The sequence below is a fragment of the Pseudomonas segetis genome (genome assembly GCF_900188155.1).
Lineage (GTDB): Bacteria > Pseudomonadota > Gammaproteobacteria > Pseudomonadales > Pseudomonadaceae > Aquipseudomonas > Aquipseudomonas segetis.
Genome location: NZ_FZOG01000004.1, coordinates 188,317 through 212,489, shown reverse-complemented (window position 1 = coordinate 212,489; position 24,173 = coordinate 188,317). Strand labels below are relative to the sequence as shown.

The window sequence follows — 24,173 nt, the reverse complement described above, 5'->3', positions numbered from 1 at the left end:
AGCCTCGGATGCCGGATGGATAGGGTCATGTTGAATTAATTGATCCTTTAGAAAAAGCCGGAGAAACTAGAGTCTATTTCAACATTATTTTGATAATAGGCAGCCCGGATGCTTCGTCTTGACGATTTGCAATTGTTCGTACGCACCGCTGAAGCTGGCAGCTTGTCAGCCGCGGCTCGCTTGCTGGAGATATCTCCAGCGGTGGCCAGCGCAGCATTGAAACGTTTGGAGCTACAGCTTGATGCGCGTTTGTTCGCCCGCTCGACCCGTAGCTTGCGCCTGACCGCGCAGGGCCAGGCTTTCCTCAGTCACGCGCACCAGGCATTGCAGAGTATTGAAGCAGGCCGGCTGCAATTAGCGGGCACCAAGGTCGGGATCAGTGGCTTGATGCAGCTGTGCGCCCCTTCGGATTTTGGTCGCAACACCTTGCTTCCCTGGCTCGATGAGTTCCAGCAAGCCCACCCACAACTCCAACTGCGCCTGTTGCTGGGGGATCGGATAACCGATTTCTTTCGCGAGCCCGTGGATATCGCCTTGCGCTACGGCGCGCCAGAGGATTCAAGCCTGGTGGCGTTGCCGGTAGCGCCAACCAATCGCCGGGTGCTCTGTGCCTCTCCAGCCTATATTGCGCGCCACGGTGAGCCACAAACCCTGGAACAACTGGCAGGGCACAACTGCCTGCTGTACATGCTGGGCGGCCGTATTCATGATCGTTGGCAATTCAGTATAGGCAGGCGCCAGCAGAGCATGACCGTGCAAGGTGACCGCCAAAGTGATGATGCCGATGTGGTGCGGCGCTGGGCGGTCGCCGGGCAGGGTTTGGTATACAAGTCGTGGTTGGACGTTGCCGCCGATGTTCAGGCAGGGCGATTGCGTGTGCTTATGAATGACTACCTTGGCGAGTTGACGCCACTTAACCTGATCTGCGCCCACCGCTCGCAGTTAAGTAAACCGGTGCATGTGCTGCGCGACTTTGTGCAGGCTCGCTGTAGCGCGCTGCTGGCTAAAGCGCCATGGGCCGATTAATATTGCACTGCGCCATAACAGCCGCAGATGTTCCAGACATAGAGTTTTAGAGTCGTCCACCATGAAAATGAACCGGGCAGATCGTTCGTTGATTGCCTGGATACTGTACGCCAGTGTCCTGTTCAGTGCGTTCGCCTGCAGTATCAGCCATGGGCAGATGACAGCGTTGCAACTCAGCGGTATCGACGGTGCTTATTGCTCCGCTCAGGGCAATAGTGGCGGCACTCTGGATATCAGTGATTCCGACACTGTGTTGTTCAACCCCGCGACAGGCTTTGGCTGTTCAATGTGCTCGACATTCGTTGGCATTGCCCTGGCCGCGTTCTTTGGCGTGCTCGGTTTATTCCTGAGTTCGCCGCGCAGATTGATTTCACCTGCGCCATTGTCAAGGCGGCCGGTCCGCTACCTCTGGCCTTCAGCCAATCCCCGCGCATCCCCCTTCAGCGCCTAGCTTCTACTTGCCGCTTGTGTGGCAGCCACCATAAGAATTGCTTGATGCCTGCCAGCGCTGTGCGCTGGGCAAGTGCATTTGGATTGGGGAACACTGATGCGAGATATTCAGATTTCAGAGCAGCCGGCAAGGGCTGGCTCATCGAGGCCGTCGTTCTATAACCTGGCCTGGCGTTGGCATTTTTACGCAGGACTGTTGGTCATTCCGTTCTTGATCATGCTGTCGGTCACCGGAATTATTTACCTGTTCAAACCACAGCTGGATTCGCTGATGTACGCGGACCTGATGCAGGTGCCAGTCGCCGAACAGCGCATCAGTGCTGATCAGCAGATGGCCTTGGTCAAGCAGGCGTACCCGCAGGCAAGTATCAGCAAGTACTTGCCGCCGGCCAATGCACAGGCCAGTGCGCAATTTGTAGTGGCCACGCCCGAGGCCACGCTCAATGTATTCGTGAACCCCTATAACGGTGACATTCTCGGCGTGCAGGATGCCGAGAACAACTTGCAGGCAATCGCGCGCAAGATCCACGGCGAGTTGATGATTGGTACTGTTGGCGATCGCCTGGTAGAACTGGCGGCCGGCTGGGCAATAGTCCTGGTTATCTCGGGGTTGTACCTATGGTGGCCAAGGGGTTCCAGTAAAACGGCGCTGTTCTGGCCGCGCCTGGCCAATCGCGGACGGCTGTTTTGGCGCGACCTGCATGCCGTTGTCGGTTTCTGGGGCTCGCTGCTGCTGTTATTCATGCTGTTGACCGGCATGACCTGGACTGGCTTCTGGGGCGCCAAGTTTGCCGGTGCCTGGAATCACTTTCCGGCAGCCATGTGGGATAACGTGCCGCAATCGACCAAGCTGGCCGGTAGCCTCAACACCAGCACCAACCAAACCGTGCCCTGGGCGGCGGAAGTCACGCCGCTGCCTGAATCCGATCCCCATGCCGCGCACAAGGGCATGGCGCAGATGCATGGGCAGGCCAGCAGCGCCCAAGTCAGTTTGCAGCAGGTGGTCGATAGCGCGGATGCGCTTGGTGTGCATCCTGGCTACAGCGTGACCTTGCCTGCGGGCGAGCGCGGGGTCTACAGCGTCAGTGTGTTTGCCGACGACCCACGTAACGATGCCACGCTGCATATCGATCAATACAGCGGCAAGGTACTGGCGGATATCCGCTGGAGCGATTACGGGCTGGTCGCCAGAATCGTGGAAACCGGCGTCATGTTGCATGAGGGCAAGATGTTTGGCCTAGCCAACCAGCTGTTAATGCTGGCGGTGTGCCTGATGATTTTACTCAGCAGCATCAGTGGTTTGGTATTGTGGTGGAAGCGTCGCCCGCAAGGGGGCTTCGGTGTGCCGCCGTTGCGCCACGACTTGCCGGTCTGGCGTGGGGGATTGGCGATCATGTTGGTGGTCGCTTGTCTGTTCCCCTTGGTTGGCGCTTCATTATTGCTGGTTGCGCCATTGGATTGGTTGTTTACACGTTGTCGTATTAACGCTCAACTGCAAACCGGTTGAACGGTATCAACAGTGAACGCGGGGAAGCAGTACGCGCGGTTGCACTAGATGATTTATCTGATCACTCAAGGAGATTGCCATGGAAGACAAAAACACTATCAGTGAAGGACGTTGGGTGCGTAAAAGCTCCAACTCGGTAAAAGAGACGGCGGATCGTCTGTTTACCAAGTTGGACGCCTTTCCTGAAGTCATGCGAGTCGCGCGTCTGAATCAACAAGAGGTTGCCGGGTTATCCGGGAAGGAGGTTAACTCCACGGAATGCCTGCTGATCCAGAACACCGCGTTGGTCGGCAAATTGTTGAGTGCCAATATTGAAGCGGGTTTCGAGTTGCCAATCCGGGTGTTTATCTGGCAAGCCGATGACGGCCAGGTCTGGGTGCGTTGTACCGATATCGATCACTTGGATAGCGCATACCAGCTTAATGGTGCCGATGGGGCGATTGCGGCGATTAATTCACTGCTGCCTGACTGGCTTGATTATATGGTCGCGGCGAGCTGATTGAACCGGCTTGATTATTGATAGCCCATGTCGAGTTGTAATCGATAAGCGCCAGGGTTGCAGCTTGGCAGGGCTGTCATGCCATTTGTTGTATTCAATGTGACTGGAGAGCTTGAATGTTAAAAAAAATATTGATGGTCGCGGCGCTAATGAACCCAGCCATTTTGGCCAATGCCCATGAGTTCGACCTTGGTGATCTGCACATCGAGCATCCCTGGTCTCGCGAGATGCCACCCGTTGCGCCAACCGCAGCGGCTTATTTTGTTGTGGATAACAAGGGCAAGGAGGCTGATCGTCTCATTGCCGTCCACACTCCGGTTGCTGGCAAGGCCGAGATACATGAGCACGTACATGCCGGCGATGTGATGAAAATGCAGCAGGTGCAAGGCGTGGACATTCCTGCTGGCGGCCAGGCCAGGTTCGAGCCCATGGGTTACCACGTCATGCTGTTCAACCTGGAGCAGCAGATGAAGGCCGGTGAGCACTTCCCAATGACCTTGACCTTTGAAAAGGCCGGCGATGTCGAGGTGCAAGTCAATGTGCAGAAGGACGCACCAGCGGCTGGCGAAGCGCATAAGCACTAGTCGCAGGGTGTGACTCCACCACAAAGCGCCAGGCAATCATGTTTTGCCTTGCAAATGGCGGACAGAAAAGCGCTGTCCGCCCTACGGAATAAGCATCACTCGTAGGGTGTGACAGCACCAGCTTGTTTTACGCTATACGTGCGTCGAGGCTGTTTTGTGCCAGGCGCTTGGCCTGGTCTTGCGTCATGCCGAGGCTGGCATGCAGCGCTGCGAAATTCTCGGTCACGTAGCCGCCGAAATAGGCGGGGTCGTCGGAGTTGACTGTAACCTTGACGCCGCGCTCAAGCATTTCAAGGATGTTGTGCTGACGCATGTCGTCAAACACGCGGAGCTTGGTGTTGGACAGCGGGCAAACGGTCAGTGGAATCTGCTCGTCAATGATGCGCTGCATCAGGCGCTCGTCTTCAATCGCCCGGACGCCGTGATCAATACGTTCGATTTTCAGCAGGTCCAGCGCTTCCCAGATGTACTCCGGCGGGCCTTCCTCGCCTGCGTGGGCCAGGGTCAGGTAGCCTTCGCTGCGCGCCTTGTCGAACACCCGCTGAAACTTGCTCGGCGGGTGGCCCATTTCTGAACTGTCGAGGCCGACGGCGATAAAGGCATCGCGGAAGGGGGCCGCTTGCTCAAGGGTCTTGAAGGCTTGCTCCTCCGGCAAATGACGCAAAAAACTGAGAATCAAGCCGTGGCTGATGCCTAGCTGCTTTTGCCCGTCATCCAGCGCCTGCTTGATGCCACTGAGCACTACCTCAAATGGAATGCCGCGATCGGTATGGGTCTGCGGGTCGAAGAAGGGCTCGGTGTGAATCACGTTCTGCGCCTTGCAGCGCTCCAGATACGCCCAGGTCAGGTCGTAGAAATCCTGCTCGGTGCGTAGCACATCGGCGCCGCGATAATACAGGTCGAGAAATTCCTGCAGATTGTTAAACGCGTAGGCCGCGCGCAACGCTTCAACATCATTCCAGGGCAGCGCGATTTTATTGCGTTCGGCCAGGGCAAACAGCAGCTCAGGCTCAAGCGAGCCTTCAAGGTGCAGGTGAAGTTCGGCTTTGGGCAAGGCGTTGAGCCAATCGTACATGGTCATTTCTCGTCAGCTATTTGAGTCAGGCTCCAGTTTAACCACTGGGTCAGGAATCGGCGAGGGCAATGCCATGACCCCGCCGTTGATCTCTGTGGTTGATTTCAGCCCTGGGCTGGTTCGGTGCGGCGATAGGCGTAAGTATCGGCGAAGCGGGAAAGCAGGTATTCGGCGCTGGTGGTGGCCGCGTACTTGGGCGGGTTATTGGCGTCGGAGCAGCCGGGCAGGCAACTGATTTCGGTGTCGGGGTGCGGTTCGGCGAAGAACGGCATCGAATAACGATCCACGCCCAGCGGGCTGATAACCCGGTGCGGTGTCGATTTGTAGCGGTCGTTGCTCCAGCGCGCCATCATGTCGCCGATATTGACCACAAAGCTGCCTTCTATGGGCGGCGCATCAATCCACTCGCCGTTGACATTCTGCACCTGCAAGCCGCCTGCGCTGTCCTGGTAGAGCAGGGTTACGCAGCCGTAATCGGTATGCGCGCCTGCTCCTTGCTGGTCTGCGCTGCTGGCGGTGTGGCGTGGTGGATAGTGGATCATGCGGAACACGCTGATCGGCTCTTCGAAGCGCGAATCGAAAAAGTCGCGTTCAACTCCCAAGGCGATTGTCATGCTGCGCAACAAGGTTTTTGCCAGCTCGTGCATGTCGTTGTAGTGCTGCTCCAGCAGCTCGCTCCAGCCGCTTATCTGCGGGTGGCGATTGGGACCGCGCAAGGGTTTGCCAGCGATTACATCCGGGTGATCGGCGGCCATGTTGAAACCCATGTCGAAGGTTTCTTTGAGGTCGCTGGGCTTGTTCGGATCGAGCTGCTCGGTGGCAATGGCGCCGTAGCCTCGATGAAGCTGGGTCTGGGTAATATCAATCTTGAGCTTTTCAGCATCGGGCAGGGCGAAGAAGCTTTTTGCTGCATCGGCCAGCTGGGTCATGCGCTGAGTGCTGATCGGGTGGCCGGTGATATAGAAAAAGCCCCACTCGCGGCAGGCTTGGTCTATCTGTCTGGCGACCTGCCGCCAGGCGTTTTCATCTGTGCTGTAGAGCGGCGCGATATCGATCAGGGGCAGTTGATTTGGATTCATGATCTTCTCTGAGAATAAACTGCCGGCTTTGATGGCCGGCAGTTCCAATCAGTTATTAAGAGCCAATTTGCATTGCTGCAGGTTACTTGGGCAGCTCTGCCTTGACGTTCTCTACGTAGTAGTTCATCGACGCCAATTCGGCATTGGTGGCTACGACGCCATCGGCAATTTTGACGGCGCCGCTCTGGTCCTTGATCGGGCCAGTGAACGGATGGAACTCACCGCTCTTGATGCTTGCTTCAATCTGCTCGGCTTCAGCTTTGACATCCGCAGGCACCAGGTCGCTGATTGGCAGCTGGATGGTGTCGTCATTCAAGCCGCCCCAGTAATCCTGGGATTTCCAGTTTCCATCGATCACCGCCTGGGCCGACTTGATGTAGTGCGGGCCCCAGTTATTGACGATTGAGGTGAGCACGGCTTTCGGGCCGAAATGCTGCATGTCGGAGGCATAGCCAACCGCATACACGCCGCGACGTTCTGCGGTCTGGATCGGAGCCGGACTGTCGGTGTGCTGGAATACCACGTCAACGCCCTGGTCGATCAATGCGTTGGCTGCGTCTGATTCCTTACCTGGATCGAACCAGGAGTTGACCCACACCACCTTGATTTCGGTGCCCGGGTTGTACTTGTCCAGCGCCAGTTGAATCGAGTTGATGTCGCGGATCACTTCAGGAATCGGGAAGGAGGCGATGTAACCGATTTTCTTGGTCTTGGTCATCTTCGCGGCGAGGTAACCCCCGACATAACGGCCCTCGTACGAGCGCGACAAATAGGTACCGAGGTTCTTGGCCTGCTTGTAACCCGTTGCATGCTCAAAGGTTACTTTCGGGAACTGCTTGGCGACCTTCAGCGTTGGGTTCATGTAACCAAAGGAGGTGGTGAAAATCAGGTCGTAGCCACTTTTCGCCATGTTGCGGATCACGCGCTCGGCATCAGCGCCTTCCGGCACGTTTTCGACGAAGCTGGTTTCGACTTTGTCGCCCATCTGCTCAGCCAACATCTTGCGCCCTTGCTCATGCTGATAGGTCCAGCCGTGATCGCCGATAGGGCCGATATAGACGAAGCCGACCTTCAATGGGTCAGCTGCGGAGGCGCTCATGGCGGCGCTGAAACCGAGGGCGGCGACGAGGGCACGCAGCAGTGGCTTTTTACTCTTCTTCTGCATAGCGGGTATTGCTCCGTAGGTGAAATTAATTGCGGCTAAGCGCTCAATTCTTGTTGGCGCTGAGTCGGTTGCAAAAAACTGACCAACTAGACAATTACCCGCGTCAGGCGATTTCTTGTCCGTGAAAACACGAACCCTGCCGGAGCAGGGTTCTGTGTTGGTGCAGCCGTTCGGGCGAAAATCACCTGCGTGCTGCCAAGTGGTGCAAGCCTGTTAGCCGGCGATCAATTCTTTGGCCGCTTGACGGTGATCGGCAATCAGCTGGGCCACATCAAGGCCTTCGATTTGGCCGTCGATGACGCGCCACTGGCCGCCAATCATCATGCGGTCAGCACGGTCTGCGCCGCACAGCAGCAGGGCCGAGACAGGGTCGTGGCTGCCGGAGAAACGCAGTTCATCCAGCTTGAAGAAAGCCAGGTCGGCTTGCTTGCCCACGGCCAGCTCACCAATGTCAGTGCGGCCAAGCAAGCGCGCCGAGCCTTTGCTGGCCCAGCCGAGCGCCAGTTCGGGGGTGATCTTTTCGGCACCGTAGCGCAAGCGCTGGATATAGAGCGCCTGACGGGCTTCGAGGATCATGTTCGAGGCATCATTTGATGCCGAGCCATCGACGCCCAGGCCGATTGGTGCGCCTGCTGCTTCCAGGTCGATCGTCGGGCAGATCCCTGAAGCGAGCCGCATATTGGAGCTGGGGCAGTGACAGATGCCGGTGCCCGCCTGACCCAGGCGTGCGATTTCATCCGGGTTGAAATGGATGCCGTGGGCCAGCCAGGTGCGTGAGCTCAGCCAGCCAACACTGTCGAGATAGTCAACGGTGCGCAGGCCAAAGCGCTGCAGGCAGAAGTCCTCTTCATCCAGGGTTTCGGCCAGATGGGTGTGCAGGCGTACATCCAATTCTTCAGCCAGGTCAGCGCTTTGGCGCATGATTTCCTGGGTCACCGAGAAGGGCGAGCAGGGCGCCAGGGCGATCTGGATTTGCGCACCCTCGCCACGCTCATGGTATTGCTTGATCAGCCGTTGGCTGTCTTCCAGGATTACCTGGCCTTGCTGTACGGTTTGCTGCGGTGGCAGGCCGCCATCGGCCTCGCCCAGGCTCATTGAACCGCGGGTGAGCATGGCGCGCATGCCTAGCTCGCGAACAGCCTCGACCTGCACGTCAATGGCGTTTTCCAGCCCGCCCGGAAACAGGTAGTGATGGTCGGCGGCAGTGCTGCAGCCGGACAGCAAAAGTTCGGCCAGTGCCACTTTACTGGCCAGCGCGAGTTTCTCCGGAGTCAGTCGAGCCCATACCGGATACAGGGTTTTCAGCCAGGGGAAAAGCGGCTGGTTGACCACAGGTCCCCAGGCACGGGTGAGCGTTTGGTAGAAGTGGTGATGGGTGTTGATCAGCCCCGGCAGCACCACATGCTCGCGGGCGTCGAAGACCGCATAGCCGGGTTTGGCAGGCTGCTGGCCTGCGCCGAGAATTTCGCTGATGACGCCATGTTCCACAACAATGCCGCCCGAGGCATCAAGGCCGTTGGCAGTGAAAGTAGCGAGAGGCGTTTTGATCCAGATATGAGTATTAGGCACCGTGCAGGCCCTCTGAGTTGATTTCAGGTAGCCAGCTCAGTGTTAACCCTGTCTGCTGATCCAGGTGTGCCGCAGGGGATTGCGACAGCTGCTTACGATAACCGTCAACGCGATGCAGTTCAACCACAGCGCGTTGCGACCTGGCTTGCTTCTTACCAGGGGATTGCCTGGCCTTTGTAGTCAACGAAATGATGACCGCCTTTGCCAGCAAAGTGTTGCACCTGAGCGGCCAATCCTGCACAACTGGTTTCGACATCAATCTCGGCATTGGGGCCGCCCATCTCTGTTCTGACCCAGCCCGGATGCAGGGAAAGCACGGTCGGGCGCGGCTCAGGCAAGGAACATACAAAGCTGTTGGTCAAGGAGTTGAGCGCCGCCTTGCTGGCCTTGTACAGCGCCAGGTTATTGCCTTCGGGGTTGGTGACGCTGCCCAGTACCGAACTCATGAACGCCAGCACGCCAGTGCCTGGGCGAAGCTGATCGACCAGTTTTTCGGCCAAGCGAATCGGTGCGCTGACATTGGTCATAAACAGTTGGCCCAATTCAGCCTGCGTCGCAGCGGTGGCCGACTGATGCTCGGGGCCCAGCACGCCTGCGTTGACGAAGATCAGGTCGAACACCTGACCGCGAAGCTGTTGGGCCAGTGCACCCAGTGACTGGCTATCGTCGATATCCAGGGTTTCGACCTGCACCCCGTGCAGCGCTTTTAGTTCATCCGCCCGCTGTGGGGCACGCACCGTTGCCGTGACTTGCCAGCCTGACTGGTTGAATTGCTTCACCAGGCCCAGGCCCAGGCCCCGCGAGGCACCGATGATCAATGCTGTTTTTGGCTCGGTCATGAAATACTCCTGAAGCGTTAGTCGGATCTCGACACTGTGCATGATCTGGCTTGAGCAGGCATCAGGCAATAAAAAACGCCCCGAAAATTCGGGGCGTTGTGTTGTTGCTGCTCGGGTTAAAGCGCAGAAACTGTCGAGGTTGATCTCCTTGCCAGGCGCTCTTTATCAATGACCGGGTTGCCAGGGTTTACCCAAAGATACCGGAGCGAACAGGCGGGTTTTGATGGGATCACGCGATAGCAACACCAAGACCACTATGGTCGCGAGGTAAGGCAGCATTGCCAGCAGGTTCGATGGAATCGACAGGCCAACGCCCTGGGCGACCAGATGAATGATGCTTGCCAGGCCAAACAAGTAAGCACCAAGCAATACGCGAAATACCCGCCAACTGGCAAATACCACCAGCGCCAGAGCAATCCAGCCGCGCCCTGCGGTCATGTTTTCCGCCCACATGGGGGTGTAGGCGAGCGACAAATAAGCCCCGGCCAGCCCTGCCATGGCGCCGCCGAACAGTACGGCCAGGGTGCGCACGCGCAGTACCGGCAGGCCCATGGCACTGGCGGCATCCGGGTTTTCGCCAACGGCTTGGACGATAAGGCCGATGCGGGTTTTCAGCATTACCCAGGCCACCAATGCAAACAAGACGAATGACAGGTAGATCAGTAGATCCTGAGCGAACAGCATGCGGCCTATCAGTGGAATATCGCTCAGCAAGGGAATAACCACCGGCTCGAAACCGGTCAGTGGCTTACCCACCCAGGCGGCGCCGACAAAGGTCGATAATCCAACGCCGAAGATGGTCAGGGCCAGGCCGGTCGCCACCTGATTGGCGTTGAAGCCCAGGGCCACAGCCGCAAACAGCATCGACAGGAGCATGCCCGCTGCCATTGCCAGCATGACGCCAAGCCAGAGATTGCCGGTGCTGAACGCGACGATAAAACCCGTCACCGCGCCAAACAGCATCATGCCTTCCTGGCCCAGGTTGAGCACGCCGCTTTTTTCGCAGACCATTTCACCCAGTGCGACCAGCAGCAGCGGGGTGCCGGTGCGCACCATGGCGAAGAAAATATTGCTCAGTAGATCGATATCCATACAGCTTCCTCACATTCTTCTAACGCATCTGGCCTGGCCAGATGCAGCTGTCTCAGGCCAAGGCGTCTTGGGTGGCTGTGCGTTTTGTCCATTTCCACTTCAATCGCGGGCGATACAGAATCAGCACATCGCAGGCGAGCAGGAAGAACAGCATCATGCCCTGGAACAATTGGGTAATAGCTTGCGGTAGATTCATCGCCATCTGCGCGGTCTCACCACCCAGGTAGAGCAGTGCCATGAGCAGGCTGGCGCAGAGGATGCCCAGCGGGTTCAGGCGCCCGAGAAAAGCCACGGTAATTGCGGCATAGCCATAGCCAGGCGACACCTGCGGCACCAATTGGCCGATCGGTCCGGCCACTTCGCCGACCCCGGCCAGGCCCGCCAATGCGCCGCTGACGAGCAGGGCGAACCAGACCAGGCGTTTCTCCCTAAAACCGACAAAACCGGCCGCACGACGATCAAGGCCGAGCACCTTGATCTGGAAACCAAGGAAGCTTTTCTGCAGCAACACCCACACCGCAACCAATGCCAGCAAAGCGAAGTAGAGGCCCGCATGGACCCGACCCTCTTCACTGAGCAGTGGCAGCCGACTGAAGTCACCAAACATCGCCGACTCGGGGAAGTTATAACCCTCTGGGTCCTTCAGCGGGCCATGGACGCAATAGAGCAACAGGTTGAGGGCGATGTAGTTGAGCATGATGCTGGTGAGGATTTCATTGGCGTTGAACTGCGTCCGCAGCCATGCCGTGAGCCCTGCCCAGGCCGCACCTGCGGCTACACCGGCACTGATGACCAGCACCAGCGCCCAGCGGCTTTCCCAGTCGATGATATGTACCGCCACGGCGCTACCGGCCAAGGCGCCGAGCAGTAACTGGCCTTCGGCGCCTATGTTCCAGATCCGGGCGTGGTAAGCCACGGCCAGCCCCAGCGCACAGAGCAGAATAGGCAAGGCCTTGACCAGTAGTTCAGACACGCCATACCAGTCGCTAAGAGGGGCAATCAATAAGGTGTGCAAGGTCAGCAGTGGGTCGTGGCCGAGCAATAAAAACAGTAAGGAGCCGCAGAGCAAGGTCAATGCCGCCGCCAGCAAGGGTGAAAACCAGAGCATGGCGCGTGATTGCTGGCCGCGAGGTTCAAGGGATAACAACATAAAAACTCCGTCAGCTCAGAACTGCATCAGTGTTGAATTGGCCAGCCATCCAGCGACCGACCTCGACCGGATTGGTCTCAAGGGTGTTGGCCAGGGTCGACAACTTGCCGCTGCTGAGTGCGCCAATGCGGTCGCAAATCTGGAACAGTTCATCGAGGTCTTCGGATATCACCAGAATTGCCGCGCCTGCATCACGCAGGGCGATCAGCGCTCGATGAATCGCCGTTGCAGCACCCACGTCAACTCCCCAGGTCGGGTGCGCGGCGATCAGCAGCTTGGGGTTTTGCATGATCTCGCGGCCGAGAATGAATTTCTGCAGATTACCGCCTGACAAGCTCTGCGCAGCGGTTTCGGCGTTCGGTGTCTTCACCGCGAAGCGGCGGATGATTTCCTCGGCGAACGCCACCACTTTGCTGCGTTTGACCAGGCCCTTGCTGACCAGGCCTTGCTGGAAGGCAGTGAGCAAGGCGTTGTCGCTCAGGCTCATGTCCGGCACCGCGCCGTGGCCGAGGCGCTCTGCTGGCACAAACGCCAGGCCCAGTTGACGACGTGCATCAGGTTTCAAATGCGCCACCGGTTGGCCGGCGAAGCTGATGCGCAATGCTTCACGTTTGGGCAGTGGTTGCTCGCCACTGAGCAACGCCAGAATCTCATCCTGGCCATTGCCCGCGACACCTGCGATACCAACGATCTCGCCACTGCGCACATTGAGCTGTATATCTTTGAGCGAAGTGCCAAATGGGTCGGGGTTGTACCAGGACAGTTGGTCAACTTGCAGGAAAAGGTTGGCGCCGCTGACTTTGGCATGGCGTGTTTCCAGCCCTTGCGCGTCGCCAACCATTAACCTGGCCAACTCCAAATCTGTGCAGTCTGCCGGAATGCAGTGGCCTGAGACTTTGCCGCCACGCAAGACGGTCGCACTTTGGCAGAGTGCGCGAACTTCACCGAGCTTGTGGCTGATAAACAGGATGCTGCAGCCCTCGCTTGCCAGCCTGCGCAAGGTGGTGAATAACTCGTCGGCCTCTTGTGGGGTCAGCACCGAAGTGGGCTCATCGAGAATCAACAGCTTGATGTCCTGCATCAGGCAACGCACGATCTCGACGCGCTGGCGCTCACCAATCGACAAGCTGTGCACCAATCGTTCCGGCTCAAGCGGCATGCCGTAGCGCTTTGACACTTCGCGTATCTTCGGCTCCAGCTGCTGTGCGGTGCCGGCCTGGCGGCCCATGGCCAATGCGATGTTTTCGGCAACGGTCAGGGTTTCAAACAGCGAGAAGTGCTGAAACACCATGCCGATTCCAAGGGTGCGCGCCATGGACGGGTCACGCATCTTAAGCGTTTCGCCATGCCAGCGGATTTCACCTTCATCGGGCTGGGTGACGCCGTAGATGATTTTCATCAGGGTGCTTTTGCCTGCGCCGTTTTCGCCAAGCAATGCATGGATTTCACCGGCTTGGATGTTCAGGTCAATCTGATCATTGGCCACACAGCCGGGGTAGCGTTTGGTGATGCCGCGCAATTGCAGGCGCGCAAGTGGAGTGGAGCTAGACATGGGCAGTGACTCGAAAAAAACGACTAGCGCAGCTAAAGCAAAAACTTGGCCAGTAGGTCAGAAAAGCCCGTCCTAGCGCTGGTGTTTGCGGGGGACTGCAAAAAAGGTCGTTTTATTGCGCCAGTTTGGGGCGGCATTGTGATTGCAGGGAGCAATTTCAGAGCGTGTGGTGTTACTGCATGACTCGCGCCTGGCCGGGCATCAGGCGCGGACGTGCTTCAAGGGCTGATCAGTGTTTCACGGCCGCGGGTGAGGTCGGCGACGAACTGGGCGAAGCCGTCGAAATGCTCGGCATTGATCGCCAGGTCCAGGTCGACGCCTTGCGCGGTGAATGCTTCATGCTCAATCACCGTATCGAACTCGGCAAGCCGTGGCTTGAGACGCGGCAACTCAGCGAACTGACAGTGGCAGCTGCAACGGATGCGTTCGACCAATTGCTGGCGCTCGCCGGCTTGCAGACATTTGTTGGCGCCGCCGCCATAAGCGCGAGATAAACCACCGGTACCCAGCTGGATGCCGCCGTACCAGCGAATAACCAAAACCACGACCTGGTCGAACCCCTGGCCTTCGATCGCTGCCAGAATCGGTCGTCCGGCAGTGCCAGTTGGCTCGCCATCGTCATTGAAACGGTACTGTTGGCCAACCTTCCACGCCCAGCAGTTATGGGTGGCGTTGCTGTCACTGAACTGATCAATAAATGCCTGGGCTGCTGCTGGGCTGTCCGCATGCCCGGCCAGGGTGATAAAGCGGCTTTTGCGTATCTCTTCGTGAAACTGACAGGGGCTGGCGAGGGTATGGGCCATCAGACGTTTGGCGGTGTTAGTCCGCAGCCTTTAAGGATGATATGAATCAGGTTGTTCGTTGCTGCTTCGAAGTCTTGCTTGGTCAGCCGAGAGCGGCCGCTGACCCGGCAGATTTGCGCGGCAAAATCGGCGTAGTGCTGGGTGCTGCTCCATAACAGGAAAATCAAATGGGTGGAGTCAACCTGGTCGATCTTGCCGGCCGCAATCCAGGCGTCGAATACTGCCGCTCGACCGCGAAACCAGGTGAGGTAGTCTTCATTGAAGTATTCGTTGAGGCATTCGCCACCGCTGATCACTTCAATTGCAAAGATGCGCGAGGCTTTTGGCTGGCGCCGTGAGAATTCCATCTTCGCCCGAATGTAGCGGCTCAGGGATTCTGCTGGGTCATCATCAACCGTAAGGTTGTTGAAGGTGCTGTCCCAAAGCTCGATGATATTGCTCAGAACCGCAAGGTAAAGCCCAAGTTTATTGGTGAAGTAATAGTGCAGGTTGGCTTTGGGCAGGCCCACATTCTGCGCAATGGTATTCATGCTGGTGCCCTTGAAACCATGGCGCGCAAACTCTTCTTCCGCAGCACGCAGAATGGCTTCTTCATTTTTCTGGCGGATGCGCCCCGCAGGCTTGCCGCTATTGTTGGCGCTATGGGCTGGCACTTCGAGAGTCATGAGCAGTTCCGATTCATTCAGTTAGCTGGGCGAGTGAACAGATACCCGAGTGGCGCCTAGGTGACAAGCTCGGCAGGTAAAAAAATACAACGGCGTCATTATCACCACAAATTTGCACGGCTCTGGTGCGTATTTTTCGGCGGTGCGCAATCTTGATGCTATCCGTTGCCTGGGGCTAGCTGGCTAGTTTGTATGCGAGCCCTCTGCGACGCCACTTTGTTGATATTGGCACAGCCTCTGCAAGACCCTGATTGAGTAGAAGCGGTCAGTGTCGGTAACGACGCGGGACATTGCTCTTGTAACCACCCCGGTTACACACCCGGTATTTGGGTGCTTGATTCTGGCTTTTGAGCCGAGAACGAGAGAGGTGTCTGATATGCGCTACTTGCCAACTCTTGGTTCTCTGTCTCCGCGCCGCTTCAGCCACTTGGTGACTTTAAGCGTGCAGCCTCAATCAGCCCCTATCGGTTTCCCTCGCAGCCAGCCTCATACAGGGTTTGGCGCGGCTTTCTATGTGTCTTCCCCCTGGGAGAGGTTTGCCATGAAATCACGCAGTGCTTTGGGTTCTACCGCTTCGTTACTCCGTTACTTGCTGCCGGTCGCGCTGCTAGGCGCCAGCATTGCCGCTCCTGTGGCACAGGCCAATGACAAAGTCGTCTTGCTGACATCCTGGTATGCCCAGGCTGAACATGGCGGTTTTTATCAGGCTGTCGCCGAGGACATTTATGCTCAGAACGGTCTTGATGTGACCATTAAAATGGGCGGGCCACAGGTCAATGGCATGCAGCTGCTGCTTAATAAACAGGCTGATGTCATCGTCAACTACGACCTGCAAGTGCTCAAGAGTGTCGAGCAAGGTATGCCGGTTGTGGCTATCGCAGCGCCATTTCAGGGCGACCCGCAGGGCATGCTGACCCATGACGATGTTACGGGACTTGATGAGCTCGAAGGCAAAACCGTTCTGGTTTCAACCTCTGGGCAAACCACTTGGTGGCCATGGTTGAAAGGCCAATATGGATTAAGCGATGCCCAGGCACGGCCTTATACCTTCAACCTGCAACCGTTTTTCAACAACCCCGATGCGGTGCAGCAGGCGTATGCCAGTTCCGAGTTGTTTCAAGCCACCAAGGCTGGAAGGAATCCAAAGTTCTTCTTGTTTGCTGATGCGGGTTATCCACCTTATGGCTCGACCTTAGTCACCCGTGAAGACGTGATAGCCCAGCGTCCCGAAGTGCTCAAGCGCTTTGTTGCGGCCACCATGCAAGGCTGGAAAAGCTACCTGGCAGACCCCGCACCGGGCAATGCGCTGATTAAAAAAGACAACCCAAGCATGGACGATGAACTGCTCGCCTGGGGCGTCAGCAAACTCAAGGAGCTGAAGCTGGTTGAGGGCGGCGATGCAGCCACCTTGGGCATCGGCGTGATGACCGATGCGCGCTGGCGGGCGACCCGCAACTTTATGGTCAAAAGCGAGCTGCTCAAAGCAGACACCGACTGGAAAAAGGCCTACAGCACAGCGTTTGTTCGTGACCTGGGTGTGCTGCCACAGGCAAACGACACCGCCTCGCGCTGATCCCTATTGCCGCGCTGCCAGCAACGTATTGGCAGCCTGTAGAACCGAATTAGAGGAACGCTCCATGTTAGTGACTCAACAACCCGTATTGCGTCGTTTTTGGTATGCGCTGATGCCTGTCAGCCAACTGGCCGAAGGTCCGCAGCCGTTCACTTTGCTAGGTGAGCGCTTGGTTATATTCATGGGCAAGCAAGGCCCGGTGGCGCTGGCTGATCGCTGCTGCCATCGTACTGCGCAGTTATCCAAAGGCTGGGTTGAAGATGGCGTTATCATCTGCGGCTATCACGGCTGGCGCTACGACCAGAGCGGGGCCTGTGTATGCATTCCGCAGCAGGCCGAAGGCGCGCCAATCCCTGCTGGGGCGCGTACTGATGCTTATCATTGCACGGAGAAATATGGCTATGTCTGGGTTTGCCTGGGCGAGCCATTGCAAGCTATTCCAGTGTTCGAAGAGGATGGCGCGCCGGCTTATCGGCGCATCTTCCAGTTTTACGAAGAGTGGCAAACCAGCCCGTTGCGCTTTATGGAAAACAGCTTCGACAACTCGCATTTCTCCTTCGTACACAAAGCCAACTTCGGCATGATCAACCAGCCACAACCGTCGAAATACAACCTAGAGCAAACCGAATGGGGCTTTGAGGCTGAGACCATAGTGCCGATCAATAACCCGCCTGCCGGGCACCGGGTGACGGGCACTGATACGCCAACCACCACGCGGCATTTGTTCAACCGTTGGCACCTACCTTTTGTTCGCCGCTTTGGTTGCACCTATCCCGACAGCGGTATTCACCACATCATTTACAACTGCGCGACACCGATTGATGACAAGCGGATTCAGTTGGTGCAGTGGTTGTATCGCAACGACAGCGAAGAGGCGATCAGTACACAAGAGTTGATTGCCTGGGATGCGCCCATCACCCGTGAAGACCAAGAGATTCTCGAAGCCACCGACTACGATGCCTGCGTCGATACCCGTCGCCGCGTGGAGTTTCACATGGAGTCTGACCGGCCAGGTTTGATCATGCGCAAAATGCTCTTCGAGTTGCTGCAAAAGCATGGTGAAGAAGAGCAATTCCGCCCAGCCGGTACACCGCTATGAATGCGGTGTTGGATGCGGCGGCTATGGTGCAGAGCAACCCGCACAACCCTGTACATGGTGTTCCTGTGCTGTTGGCCAATGGCGTGGAGAAAACCTACGGCAATGGCACACACGCCTTGCAGCGACTCAAGCTGGAAATCGGTCGCGGTGAATTTGTATCGCTGCTGGGGCCTTCCGGTTGCGGCAAGAGTACCTTGCTGAAAATGTTTGCCGGTCTTGAGCAGCCCTCCGCCGGGCATGTGCGTTGGTGGGGCAAGGGCCAGATCAACCACTCAGCCGCTGAACAGAAATTGGCAATGGTGTTTCAGGAGGCCACGCTGATGCCCTGGGCAAAAGTGGCCGATAACGTACGCCTGCCGCTGGATCTGGCCGGCGTCCCGCGTGCGCAAAGCCAGCGGCGAGTGGATGATGCGCTGCAATTGGTCGGTTTGGGTCAGTTTGGTCATGTCTATCCACGAGAGCTCTCTGGCGGCATGCAGATGCGTGCATCCATCGCCCGGGCGCTGGCCACCGAGCCTAATTTGCTGCTGATGGATGAGCCCTTTGGTGCGCTGGATGAGTTCACCCGTAATCGCCTCGACAGCGATTTGCGTCAGCTCTGGGCTGCGCGCGACCTGACCGTGGTGTTTGTCACCCACAGTATTTACGAGGCGGTGTATCTATCGTCGCGGGTGGTGGTTATGGGCGCCCGGCCCGGCCGGGTTATTGCCGATGTGGCGATCAACGGCCCGCAGCAGCGTGATGAGGCCTATCGCACCTCAGCTGAGTTTATCCAGCAATGTGCACAGCTCTCGGCTTTGCTGGCCGAAGCCAACGCGGAGGGTGGCCATTGAATATTCAATTTGACCAGATGGTTGAACGCGATCTGACAGCTTGTGGAGGTGGAAAATGACGGCATCGCATATGCCATTACTGGCCAACCCTGCTGTGCAACGCATCGCCGCCCCATTGCTGGTCGGGGCCGTCTTGCTCGGCATTTGGCAGATACTGTGTGTCGCCTTGGACGTCCCGGTGTATCTGGTGCCGAGCCCGGCAGACATAGGCCGAACCTTGGTGGCTGACGGGCCTTTGTTGCTCGGGTCGCTGTGGGTAACCCTGAAAATCACTCTGCTGTCATTCTTGCTGGCTGTGGTGCTCGGTGTGCTGGCTGCGTTTGTGTTTGTCCAGAGCCGGGTGATCGAGGCCAGCCTGTTTCCCTATGCGATTTTATTGCAGGTCACGCCGGTGGTGGCGATTGCGCCGCTGATCATCATCTGGGTCAGTAATACCACGTTGGCGCTGGTGGTTTGTGCCACGCTGGTGGCGATATTCCCGGTGATCTCAAACACGGTATTGGGGCTGCGCAGTGTTAATCCAGGGCTGCTCAACCTGTTCAAGCTGAACCGTGCGAGTCGCTGGCAAACCCTGTTGCGCTTGCGTATTCCCAGCGCGCTGCCGTTCTTCTTTGGCGGCCTGCGCATTGCCAGCGGGCTGGCGTTGATCGGCGCGGTGGTTGCTGAGTTTGTCGCGGGCACTGGTGGTACCGGAGCAGGGCTGGCGTATCAGATCTTGCAGGCTGGGTTTCAGATGAATATTCCGCGCCTGTTCGCCGCGCTGGTGCTGATTTCCCTCACCGGGGTGCTGCTGTTTAGTGTGATGGCGGCGCTGGCTCGGTTGAGCCTGGGCCATTGGCACGACAGCGAACAAGGATGACTTGGCTGGTTACCGCCAGCTTGATCAGGAGAGACATTAATGAATACAAACAACAGTTGGCTGATCCGCAACGCCAGCGCCATCTTGACCGGCTTACCTGGCAGCGCTGCACGGGTGAGTGGGCCAGATATCCGGGTTGTTGATGGGCGTATTGCTGCGATTGGTCAATTATCGCCACAGGTTGGAGAGGCGCAAATTGATGCTCGCGATTGCGTGGTGTACCCGGCGTGGGTCAACACCCACCATCACCTGTTTCAATCCTTGCTCAAGGGCGAGCCGCAGGGCCTTAACCAGAGCCTGACCCAGTGGCTGGCCTCGACGCCTTACCGTTTTCGGGGAGCCTTTGATGAGCAGAGCTTCCGCTTGGCGGTGCGCATTGGTTTGGTCGAACTGGCGCGTTCGGGCTGTGCCACGGTGGCCGATCACCATTATTTGTATTACCCGGGCATGCCCTTTGACAGCGCCGCGATTCTGTTTGAAGAGGCCGAGGCGCTGGGTTTGCGCTTTGTCCTGTGCAGGGGAGGCGCAACCCAGACGCGTCAGCTTGAAGCCGAGTTGCCACAGGCCATGCGCCCGGAAAAAATCGATGATTACCTGGCCGATGTCGCTCGCCTGACCCAGCAGTATCACGACCCGGCAGCCGATTCATATCGGCGCATTGTCATGGCGCCGACCACCACGCTGCACTCGACCACGCCGGATGAACTGCGTGAAACTGCCCGTGCTGCCCGCCAGTTGGGTATCCGCATGCACAGCCATCTCTCTGAAACCGTGGATTATCTGGACGCCGCCCGCGGCAAATTCAATATGACGCCGGTGCAGTTCTGCGCCGAGTACGAATGGCTGGGCACTGATGTCTGGTTCGCTCACCTGGTTAAGTTGCTACCTGACGAGATTCGCATGCTCGGCCAAACCGGTACTGGTATCGCCCATTGCCCGCAGAGCAATGGGCGACTCGGTAGTGGCATCGCTGACATCCTTGCGCTGGAGGCTGCCGGAGTACCGGTGTCGATTGGTGTGGACGGCGCGGCATCGAATGAGGCGGCTGACATGCTCAGTGAAACTCACGCTGCCTGGCTGCTGCAGCGTGCCCGTAAAGGCCAATTGGCCGAGCCGCGCTATGCCGGTGGCCAGTTCGAAGGCGGCGCTGATGCGGCAAGCATTGAAGATGTGGTGCGCTGGGGCACCACCGGCGGCGCCAAGGTGCTAGGGCTGGATGCCTTAGGCGGGCTGGCCGTTGGCATGGCGGCGGATCTGGCGATTTATGCCCTGGATGATCCACGCTATTTTGGCCTGCATGACTTGGCCATTGCTCCGGTTGCCTGCGGCGGTCGCGCCCGGTTGCAGGCGCTGTTGGTCGGCGGTAAGCGGGTGGTGGAAAATGATCATATCGCTGGTCTCGACCTGGCTGCGCTAGGCCGTGAAGCGGCTGCGGCAGTGTGTGGCCTGCAGCAACGCGCAGGGCTGCGGGCATGAGCTGGGTCGAGATGAAAGTCCGTGGTTTACGCGAGGAAGCCGAAGGCATCCTTGGCTTCGAGCTGTGTCCGGTAAATGACGATGGCTTGCCCTTTAGCTGGACTCCTGGGGCCCATGTCGACCTGCAGTTTGGCAGTGGCCTAGTGCGCCAGTATTCCCTGACCAACCTGGCCGGGGAAGGCTGTTTACGCTTGGCCATCAAGCGCGAGCCTGAATCCCGCGGCGGTTCGCAATGGTTGCATGAACAACTGCGTTTGGGCGCGCGTATGCAGGTTGGCATGCCGCGTAATCTGTTTGCTTTGGCGCCGGGCAATGCGCCTGTGGTGCTGGTCGCAGCGGGGATTGGTGTGACGCCATTGCTCGCCATGTACCGCGCGTGCCGGGCGCAGCAACGCTCGGTCCATTTGTATTACTTCAGTCGCAGCCGTGCCCAAAGTGCTTTTCTGGACGAATTGCAAGCCCAGCCTGATGTCAGCTTGTTCTGCGGGTTATCCAGTGTCGAAATCGCTCGACAATTGCCTGCGCTGTTAGCTAATCGCCAGCCCGACACTTTGCTGTACAGCTGTGGCCCGGCAGGGTTTATGGAACGCGTGTTTGAATTGGCAGACGCCGCTGGTTGGCCGAGCGAGGTGCTTCACCGCGAGCACTTTCAGGCTCAGCTGCAAGCGCCTGAGCGTGCAGCAGCCAATCAGGCGCCAGCTGTGCAATTGCTGTTGGCCAAGAGCGGCAAGCAGGTTGCCGTTAATCCGGGTGAAACGCTGGTGGCAGCCGCCGCCCGGGTTGGCGTGGATATCGCCACTTCTTGCGGCATGGGCATGTGTGGCGCTTGCATGACCCGGGTTGTCAGCGGTGAAATTGATCATCACGACCAGTATTTGTCGGATGCGGAGCGCGCGTCAGGCGAATGGATAATGCCTTGTGTTTCCAGCTGTTCGAGCAATGAATTGGTGCTGGATCTTTAGCTGGTTGCTTCGGTCTTGGTTTCGGCCTCGACTTGTTGCTTTTGCTGTTCACGTTGCCCGCCCAGATACCAGCCCAGCAAGCCCCAAACTGCCGCGCACAGGGCTCCGGCCAGTGCAGCAACCATCACGCCGTTGGACAAACTGTCGATCAGCGCCTTGACCCAGGCGCTGGCGGCATCACCGGCGCGATAGACAAGGGTGTCGATAAAGTTCTTGGCCTTGTATTTGGTCTGCGCATCAAGTGGTGCGAAGAGCATTTCACGGCCCGGGCGTACGCAGGCGTATTCGCCTACTCGCCGCACTATCATCAAGGCGGCGAGCATGGCGAAGGTCGGTGCCAGGGCCAAGCCGATAAAGCCCAGGCAAACTAAAAACGGCACCCCGGCGAGCAGGGCGCGGATGCCAAAGCGCTGGGCGATACGACTGGTGATAAACAGCTGCGCGAGCAAAGACAGCGCTTGCACAGTAAAGTCGATCAGGCCGAATACACGGACTTGCTCGTCGCGGCTGGTGAAGGTTTCGGCTACCAGGCGCGCCTGTTCGAAGTACAGAAAGGTGCTGGCGGTGGCCAACAAAATCACGAATGCGCTGATGCCCAATAAATAGGGAGAGCGCACGACCTGAGTGAAGCCGCTAAAAGGGTTGCCCAGCACAGGTTTTTGTGGGTTTTCGTTGTGTTTTGCACCCGGTCTTCCTGCACCGCTGATGGCGCGCCAATGCATCAGGTAGCCTTTGCTCAGCAATGCCAACGCCAGCAGTGCTGCTGCGCAAAGCATCAAGCCGCCTTCGCCAAGCGTACTGATGAGCAACGCGCCAAAGGCCGGGCCGAGCAAACCACCGCAACTGGCACCCGCCGCGATAAAGGCAAACAGGCGTTTGGCCTGTTCGCTGTCGAACACATCGCTCATCAGGCTCCAGGCCACGGAAACCACGAACAGGTTGTAGACCGATAGCCACACATAGAAGCTGCGGGCCAGCCATACATCGCGTTCAATCAGGCTAAAAAGCGTTGCGAAGCCCAATAAGTTGAGAATAAAAAAACCGTAGACCCAGTCGATGTAGCGTTCGCGCGGCACATGTGAGTTGAGCCATGCGAACAGCGGCACGGCGATCAGCATCAAGACAAAAGTTGCGCTAAACAACCATTGCAGGTTGTCCACGCCACCGACAATGCCCATCGCCTCGCGAATCGGGCGCAGCATGAAGTAGCCGCTGAACAGACACAGAAACAGGGTGAATCCGCTTAGCGCAGCCAGCAGTTCTTCAGGTTTGGCATTGATGGCGCTGGCGAACCGCTGCGCGCAAGTCATGAAGGTGGCTGGTGCCCGGGCGTGGCTATCATCAGCCAAAGGCCTGGACGATTCGTTCGCGCAGTGCTTCATCCGGCAGTCGACCCATGCCCGCCTTGATATTGTCGGTCACGTAGCGAGGTGTTGATGTGGCCGGTAGCACGGCGGTAACTGCGGGGTGTGCGAGGATGAATTTAAGCAGCAGTTGCGCCCAGGAGGTGGCGTCTGTATCAATCGCCCAGCCCGGTAGAGACTGCCCTTTGACCTTGCTGAGCAGTTGGCCGCGCATAAAGGGTCGATTGACCAGAACGGCAATGCCGTTATCCGCACAGTAAGGCAACAGGCGTTTTTCGGCATTGCGTTCGCCGATCGAGTAATTGAGTTGGACAAAGTCGGGCTTGTGTTGCTTGAGTGCCTCGAGCAAGTCGTCGTGTGCGGACTCAAGGTAATGCGTGATCCCGGTGTAGCGAATGCGACCTTGTTCCTTCAGCTCGCGCATCAGCTTCATTTGCGTCGCGGTATCTTGCAGGTTGTGCACCTGCAGCAGGCTGACCTTGTCGGTCTGCAGCGCCTGGAGACTGGAGCTGAACTGCTCGAAACCGTTATCGCGCCCGGTGGCCGACAGCTTGGTCGCCAGAAATGCCTTGCGCTGGGTATCAATGCGTTTGAGCAGCATGCCGGTAACGACCTCTGCGGTGCCATAGCTCGGCGCGGTGTCGATGAGTGTCGCGCCGCCATTGATAAAGTTGCGCATGACCAGGTCGAGCGAGTTGATTCCGTCTGCATCCGGAGTCACGTTGAAGGTGCGCGAGGTACCCATGCCAATGACTGGCAGCATCTCACCGCTGGCCGGTATCTTGCGGCGCAGCAACTGGCTGGGTTCACTGGCCAATGCCAGGCTGGGCAGTAAAGGCGCAGCGGCTGCCAGGCCCAGCAAGGTGGCACTGCGTTGAATAAAATGGCGGCGGCTGGACATGAATCCTCCTTTCAAGGGTGCGCAGCAGCGCATCAAGGGATGATAGCCTGA

General features: G+C 57.9%; 23 protein-coding genes. 11 read left to right on the top strand and 12 right to left on the bottom strand.

Annotation, left to right across the window (positions count from 1 at the left end):
• Positions 1–108 precede the first annotated feature (108 nt).
• The 5 genes from CHB79_RS14865 to CHB79_RS14845 all read left to right on the top strand — a co-directional run bounded on the left by CHB79_RS14865 (position 109) and on the right by CHB79_RS14845 (position 4,066).
• Complete coding sequence (locus CHB79_RS14865) at positions 109–1,026, top strand: LysR family transcriptional regulator (RefSeq protein WP_010487355.1); 918 nt, start codon at positions 109–111, stop codon at positions 1,024–1,026.
• Between the two features lie 61 nt (positions 1,027–1,087).
• Positions 1,088–1,477 carry a DUF2946 domain-containing protein gene (locus tag CHB79_RS14860; protein ID WP_089360494.1) on the top strand — a complete coding sequence of 130 codons (390 nt, stop codon included), beginning with the start codon at positions 1,088–1,090 and terminating at the stop codon, positions 1,475–1,477.
• A gap of 96 nt (positions 1,478–1,573) precedes the next feature.
• Positions 1,574–2,983 (top strand): PepSY-associated TM helix domain-containing protein, encoded by a 1,410-nt coding sequence (locus CHB79_RS14855; RefSeq protein WP_089360493.1) that lies wholly within the window; start codon positions 1,574–1,576, stop codon positions 2,981–2,983.
• Positions 2,984–3,062: 79 nt separating this feature from the next.
• Positions 3,063–3,482: a DUF302 domain-containing protein gene (locus CHB79_RS14850; RefSeq protein ID WP_089360492.1), complete on the top strand. Its 420-nt coding sequence runs from the start codon at positions 3,063–3,065 to the stop codon at positions 3,480–3,482.
• Between the two features lie 116 nt (positions 3,483–3,598).
• The gene (locus tag CHB79_RS14845) at positions 3,599–4,066 is read left to right on the top strand and encodes a copper chaperone PCu(A)C (RefSeq protein WP_089360491.1); all 468 of its coding nucleotides are present in this window, start codon (positions 3,599–3,601) and stop codon (positions 4,064–4,066) included.
• A 127-nt stretch (positions 4,067–4,193) separates the two neighbouring features.
• Here the strand turns inward: CHB79_RS14845 and CHB79_RS14840 are convergent, their stop codons facing one another.
• The 10 genes from CHB79_RS14840 to CHB79_RS14795 form a co-directional block, all read right to left on the bottom strand.
• Positions 4,194–5,141, bottom strand: a complete 948-nt coding sequence (locus CHB79_RS14840) for an adenosine deaminase (RefSeq protein WP_010487364.1) — start codon at positions 5,139–5,141, stop codon at positions 4,194–4,196.
• 104 nt (positions 5,142–5,245) lie between these two features.
• A complete protein-coding gene (locus CHB79_RS14835; RefSeq protein ID WP_089360608.1) occupies positions 5,246–6,220 on the bottom strand; it encodes a 2-oxoglutarate and iron-dependent oxygenase domain-containing protein in 975 nt (324 codons plus the stop codon).
• Between the two features lie 82 nt (positions 6,221–6,302).
• The gene (locus CHB79_RS14830; RefSeq protein ID WP_089360490.1) at positions 6,303–7,385 is read right to left on the bottom strand and encodes a BMP family ABC transporter substrate-binding protein; all 1,083 of its coding nucleotides are present in this window, start codon (positions 7,383–7,385) and stop codon (positions 6,303–6,305) included.
• A gap of 213 nt (positions 7,386–7,598) precedes the next feature.
• Positions 7,599–8,954 carry an 8-oxoguanine deaminase gene (locus CHB79_RS14825; protein WP_089360489.1) on the bottom strand — a complete coding sequence of 452 codons (1,356 nt, stop codon included), beginning with the start codon at positions 8,952–8,954 and terminating at the stop codon, positions 7,599–7,601.
• 152 nt (positions 8,955–9,106) lie between these two features.
• Positions 9,107–9,793, bottom strand: coding sequence for an SDR family oxidoreductase (locus CHB79_RS14820; protein WP_089360488.1), 687 nt, complete (start codon positions 9,791–9,793; stop codon positions 9,107–9,109).
• Between the two features lie 165 nt (positions 9,794–9,958).
• Entirely contained in the window at positions 9,959–10,885 is a 927-nt protein-coding gene (locus CHB79_RS14815) for an ABC transporter permease (protein ID WP_089360487.1), read from the bottom strand.
• A gap of 52 nt (positions 10,886–10,937) precedes the next feature.
• Positions 10,938–12,035 (bottom strand): ABC transporter permease, encoded by a 1,098-nt coding sequence (locus tag CHB79_RS14810; protein ID WP_089360486.1) that lies wholly within the window; start codon positions 12,033–12,035, stop codon positions 10,938–10,940.
• 10 nt (positions 12,036–12,045) lie between these two features.
• Positions 12,046–13,587, bottom strand: a complete 1,542-nt coding sequence (locus CHB79_RS14805; RefSeq protein ID WP_089360485.1) for an ABC transporter ATP-binding protein — start codon at positions 13,585–13,587, stop codon at positions 12,046–12,048.
• A 218-nt stretch (positions 13,588–13,805) separates the two neighbouring features.
• A complete protein-coding gene (locus CHB79_RS14800) occupies positions 13,806–14,390 on the bottom strand; it encodes an IMPACT family protein (protein ID WP_089360484.1) in 585 nt (194 codons plus the stop codon).
• A complete protein-coding gene (locus CHB79_RS14795) occupies positions 14,390–15,055 on the bottom strand; it encodes a TetR/AcrR family transcriptional regulator (protein WP_089360483.1) in 666 nt (221 codons plus the stop codon). The genes CHB79_RS14800 and CHB79_RS14795 overlap by 1 nt, the downstream gene beginning before the upstream one ends.
• 541 nt (positions 15,056–15,596) lie before the next feature.
• On the opposite strand from CHB79_RS14795, the gene CHB79_RS14790 reads away from it, so the two are divergent.
• From CHB79_RS14790 to CHB79_RS14765, 6 genes are all read left to right on the top strand, one after another.
• Positions 15,597–16,628 (top strand): ABC transporter substrate-binding protein, encoded by a 1,032-nt coding sequence (locus CHB79_RS14790; protein ID WP_089360482.1) that lies wholly within the window; start codon positions 15,597–15,599, stop codon positions 16,626–16,628.
• Positions 16,629–16,692: 64 nt separating this feature from the next.
• Positions 16,693–17,727, top strand: coding sequence for an aromatic ring-hydroxylating dioxygenase subunit alpha (locus CHB79_RS14785; protein ID WP_089360481.1), 1,035 nt, complete (start codon positions 16,693–16,695; stop codon positions 17,725–17,727).
• Positions 17,728–17,750: 23 nt separating this feature from the next.
• Entirely contained in the window at positions 17,751–18,560 is an 810-nt protein-coding gene (locus tag CHB79_RS14780; RefSeq protein ID WP_089360607.1) for an ATP-binding cassette domain-containing protein, read from the top strand.
• Positions 18,561–18,630: 70 nt separating this feature from the next.
• Complete coding sequence (locus CHB79_RS14775) at positions 18,631–19,419, top strand: ABC transporter permease subunit (protein ID WP_089360606.1); 789 nt, start codon at positions 18,631–18,633, stop codon at positions 19,417–19,419.
• A gap of 39 nt (positions 19,420–19,458) precedes the next feature.
• On the top strand, positions 19,459–20,895 hold the full coding sequence (locus CHB79_RS14770) for an amidohydrolase family protein (RefSeq protein WP_089360480.1): 1,437 nt from the start codon (positions 19,459–19,461) through the stop codon (positions 20,893–20,895).
• Entirely contained in the window at positions 20,892–21,857 is a 966-nt protein-coding gene (locus tag CHB79_RS14765) for a PDR/VanB family oxidoreductase (RefSeq protein WP_089360479.1), read from the top strand. Before CHB79_RS14770 ends, CHB79_RS14765 begins: the two co-directional genes overlap by 4 nt.
• Here CHB79_RS14765 and CHB79_RS14760 read toward each other — a convergent pair.
• Positions 21,854–23,167: an NTP/NDP exchange transporter gene (locus tag CHB79_RS14760; RefSeq protein ID WP_089360478.1), complete on the bottom strand. Its 1,314-nt coding sequence runs from the start codon at positions 23,165–23,167 to the stop codon at positions 21,854–21,856. The two genes, CHB79_RS14765 and CHB79_RS14760, sit on opposite strands and share 4 nt — an antisense overlap.
• Before the next feature lie 31 nt (positions 23,168–23,198).
• On the bottom strand, positions 23,199–24,122 hold the full coding sequence (locus CHB79_RS14755; RefSeq protein ID WP_010487385.1) for an aldo/keto reductase: 924 nt from the start codon (positions 24,120–24,122) through the stop codon (positions 23,199–23,201).
• Between the last annotated feature and the right edge of the window lie 51 nt (positions 24,123–24,173).

What these genes read in the sequence shown, in the direction of transcription:
- CHB79_RS14815 (WP_089360487.1), bottom strand. Translation starts at nt 10,885, where the DNA reads ATGGATATCGATCTACTGAGCAATATTTTCTTCGCCATGGTGCGCACC.
- CHB79_RS14765 (WP_089360479.1), top strand. Translation starts at nt 20,892, where the DNA reads ATGAGCTGGGTCGAGATGAAAGTCCGTGGTTTACGCGAGGAAGCCGAA.
- CHB79_RS14755 (WP_010487385.1), bottom strand. Translation starts at nt 24,122, where the DNA reads ATGTCCAGCCGCCGCCATTTTATTCAACGCAGTGCCACCTTGCTGGGC.
- CHB79_RS14785 (WP_089360481.1), top strand. Translation starts at nt 16,693, where the DNA reads ATGTTAGTGACTCAACAACCCGTATTGCGTCGTTTTTGGTATGCGCTG.
- CHB79_RS14865 (WP_010487355.1), top strand. Translation starts at nt 109, where the DNA reads ATGCTTCGTCTTGACGATTTGCAATTGTTCGTACGCACCGCTGAAGCT.
- CHB79_RS14835 (WP_089360608.1), bottom strand. Translation starts at nt 6,220, where the DNA reads ATGAATCCAAATCAACTGCCCCTGATCGATATCGCGCCGCTCTACAGC.
- CHB79_RS14780 (WP_089360607.1), top strand. Translation starts at nt 17,751, where the DNA reads ATGGTGCAGAGCAACCCGCACAACCCTGTACATGGTGTTCCTGTGCTG.
- CHB79_RS14840 (WP_010487364.1), bottom strand. Translation starts at nt 5,141, where the DNA reads ATGTACGATTGGCTCAACGCCTTGCCCAAAGCCGAACTTCACCTGCAC.
- CHB79_RS14800 (WP_089360484.1), bottom strand. Translation starts at nt 14,390, where the DNA reads ATGGCCCATACCCTCGCCAGCCCCTGTCAGTTTCACGAAGAGATACGC.
- CHB79_RS14760 (WP_089360478.1), bottom strand. Translation starts at nt 23,167, where the DNA reads ATGACTTGCGCGCAGCGGTTCGCCAGCGCCATCAATGCCAAACCTGAA.
- CHB79_RS14850 (WP_089360492.1), top strand. Translation starts at nt 3,063, where the DNA reads ATGGAAGACAAAAACACTATCAGTGAAGGACGTTGGGTGCGTAAAAGC.
- CHB79_RS14810 (WP_089360486.1), bottom strand. Translation starts at nt 12,035, where the DNA reads ATGTTGTTATCCCTTGAACCTCGCGGCCAGCAATCACGCGCCATGCTC.
- CHB79_RS14790 (WP_089360482.1), top strand. Translation starts at nt 15,597, where the DNA reads ATGAAATCACGCAGTGCTTTGGGTTCTACCGCTTCGTTACTCCGTTAC.
- CHB79_RS14860 (WP_089360494.1), top strand. Translation starts at nt 1,088, where the DNA reads ATGAAAATGAACCGGGCAGATCGTTCGTTGATTGCCTGGATACTGTAC.
- CHB79_RS14820 (WP_089360488.1), bottom strand. Translation starts at nt 9,793, where the DNA reads ATGACCGAGCCAAAAACAGCATTGATCATCGGTGCCTCGCGGGGCCTG.
- CHB79_RS14855 (WP_089360493.1), top strand. Translation starts at nt 1,574, where the DNA reads ATGCGAGATATTCAGATTTCAGAGCAGCCGGCAAGGGCTGGCTCATCG.
- CHB79_RS14775 (WP_089360606.1), top strand. Translation starts at nt 18,631, where the DNA reads ATGCCATTACTGGCCAACCCTGCTGTGCAACGCATCGCCGCCCCATTG.
- CHB79_RS14770 (WP_089360480.1), top strand. Translation starts at nt 19,459, where the DNA reads ATGAATACAAACAACAGTTGGCTGATCCGCAACGCCAGCGCCATCTTG.
- CHB79_RS14830 (WP_089360490.1), bottom strand. Translation starts at nt 7,385, where the DNA reads ATGCAGAAGAAGAGTAAAAAGCCACTGCTGCGTGCCCTCGTCGCCGCC.
- CHB79_RS14845 (WP_089360491.1), top strand. Translation starts at nt 3,599, where the DNA reads ATGTTAAAAAAAATATTGATGGTCGCGGCGCTAATGAACCCAGCCATT.
- CHB79_RS14805 (WP_089360485.1), bottom strand. Translation starts at nt 13,587, where the DNA reads ATGTCTAGCTCCACTCCACTTGCGCGCCTGCAATTGCGCGGCATCACC.
- CHB79_RS14795 (WP_089360483.1), bottom strand. Translation starts at nt 15,055, where the DNA reads ATGACTCTCGAAGTGCCAGCCCATAGCGCCAACAATAGCGGCAAGCCT.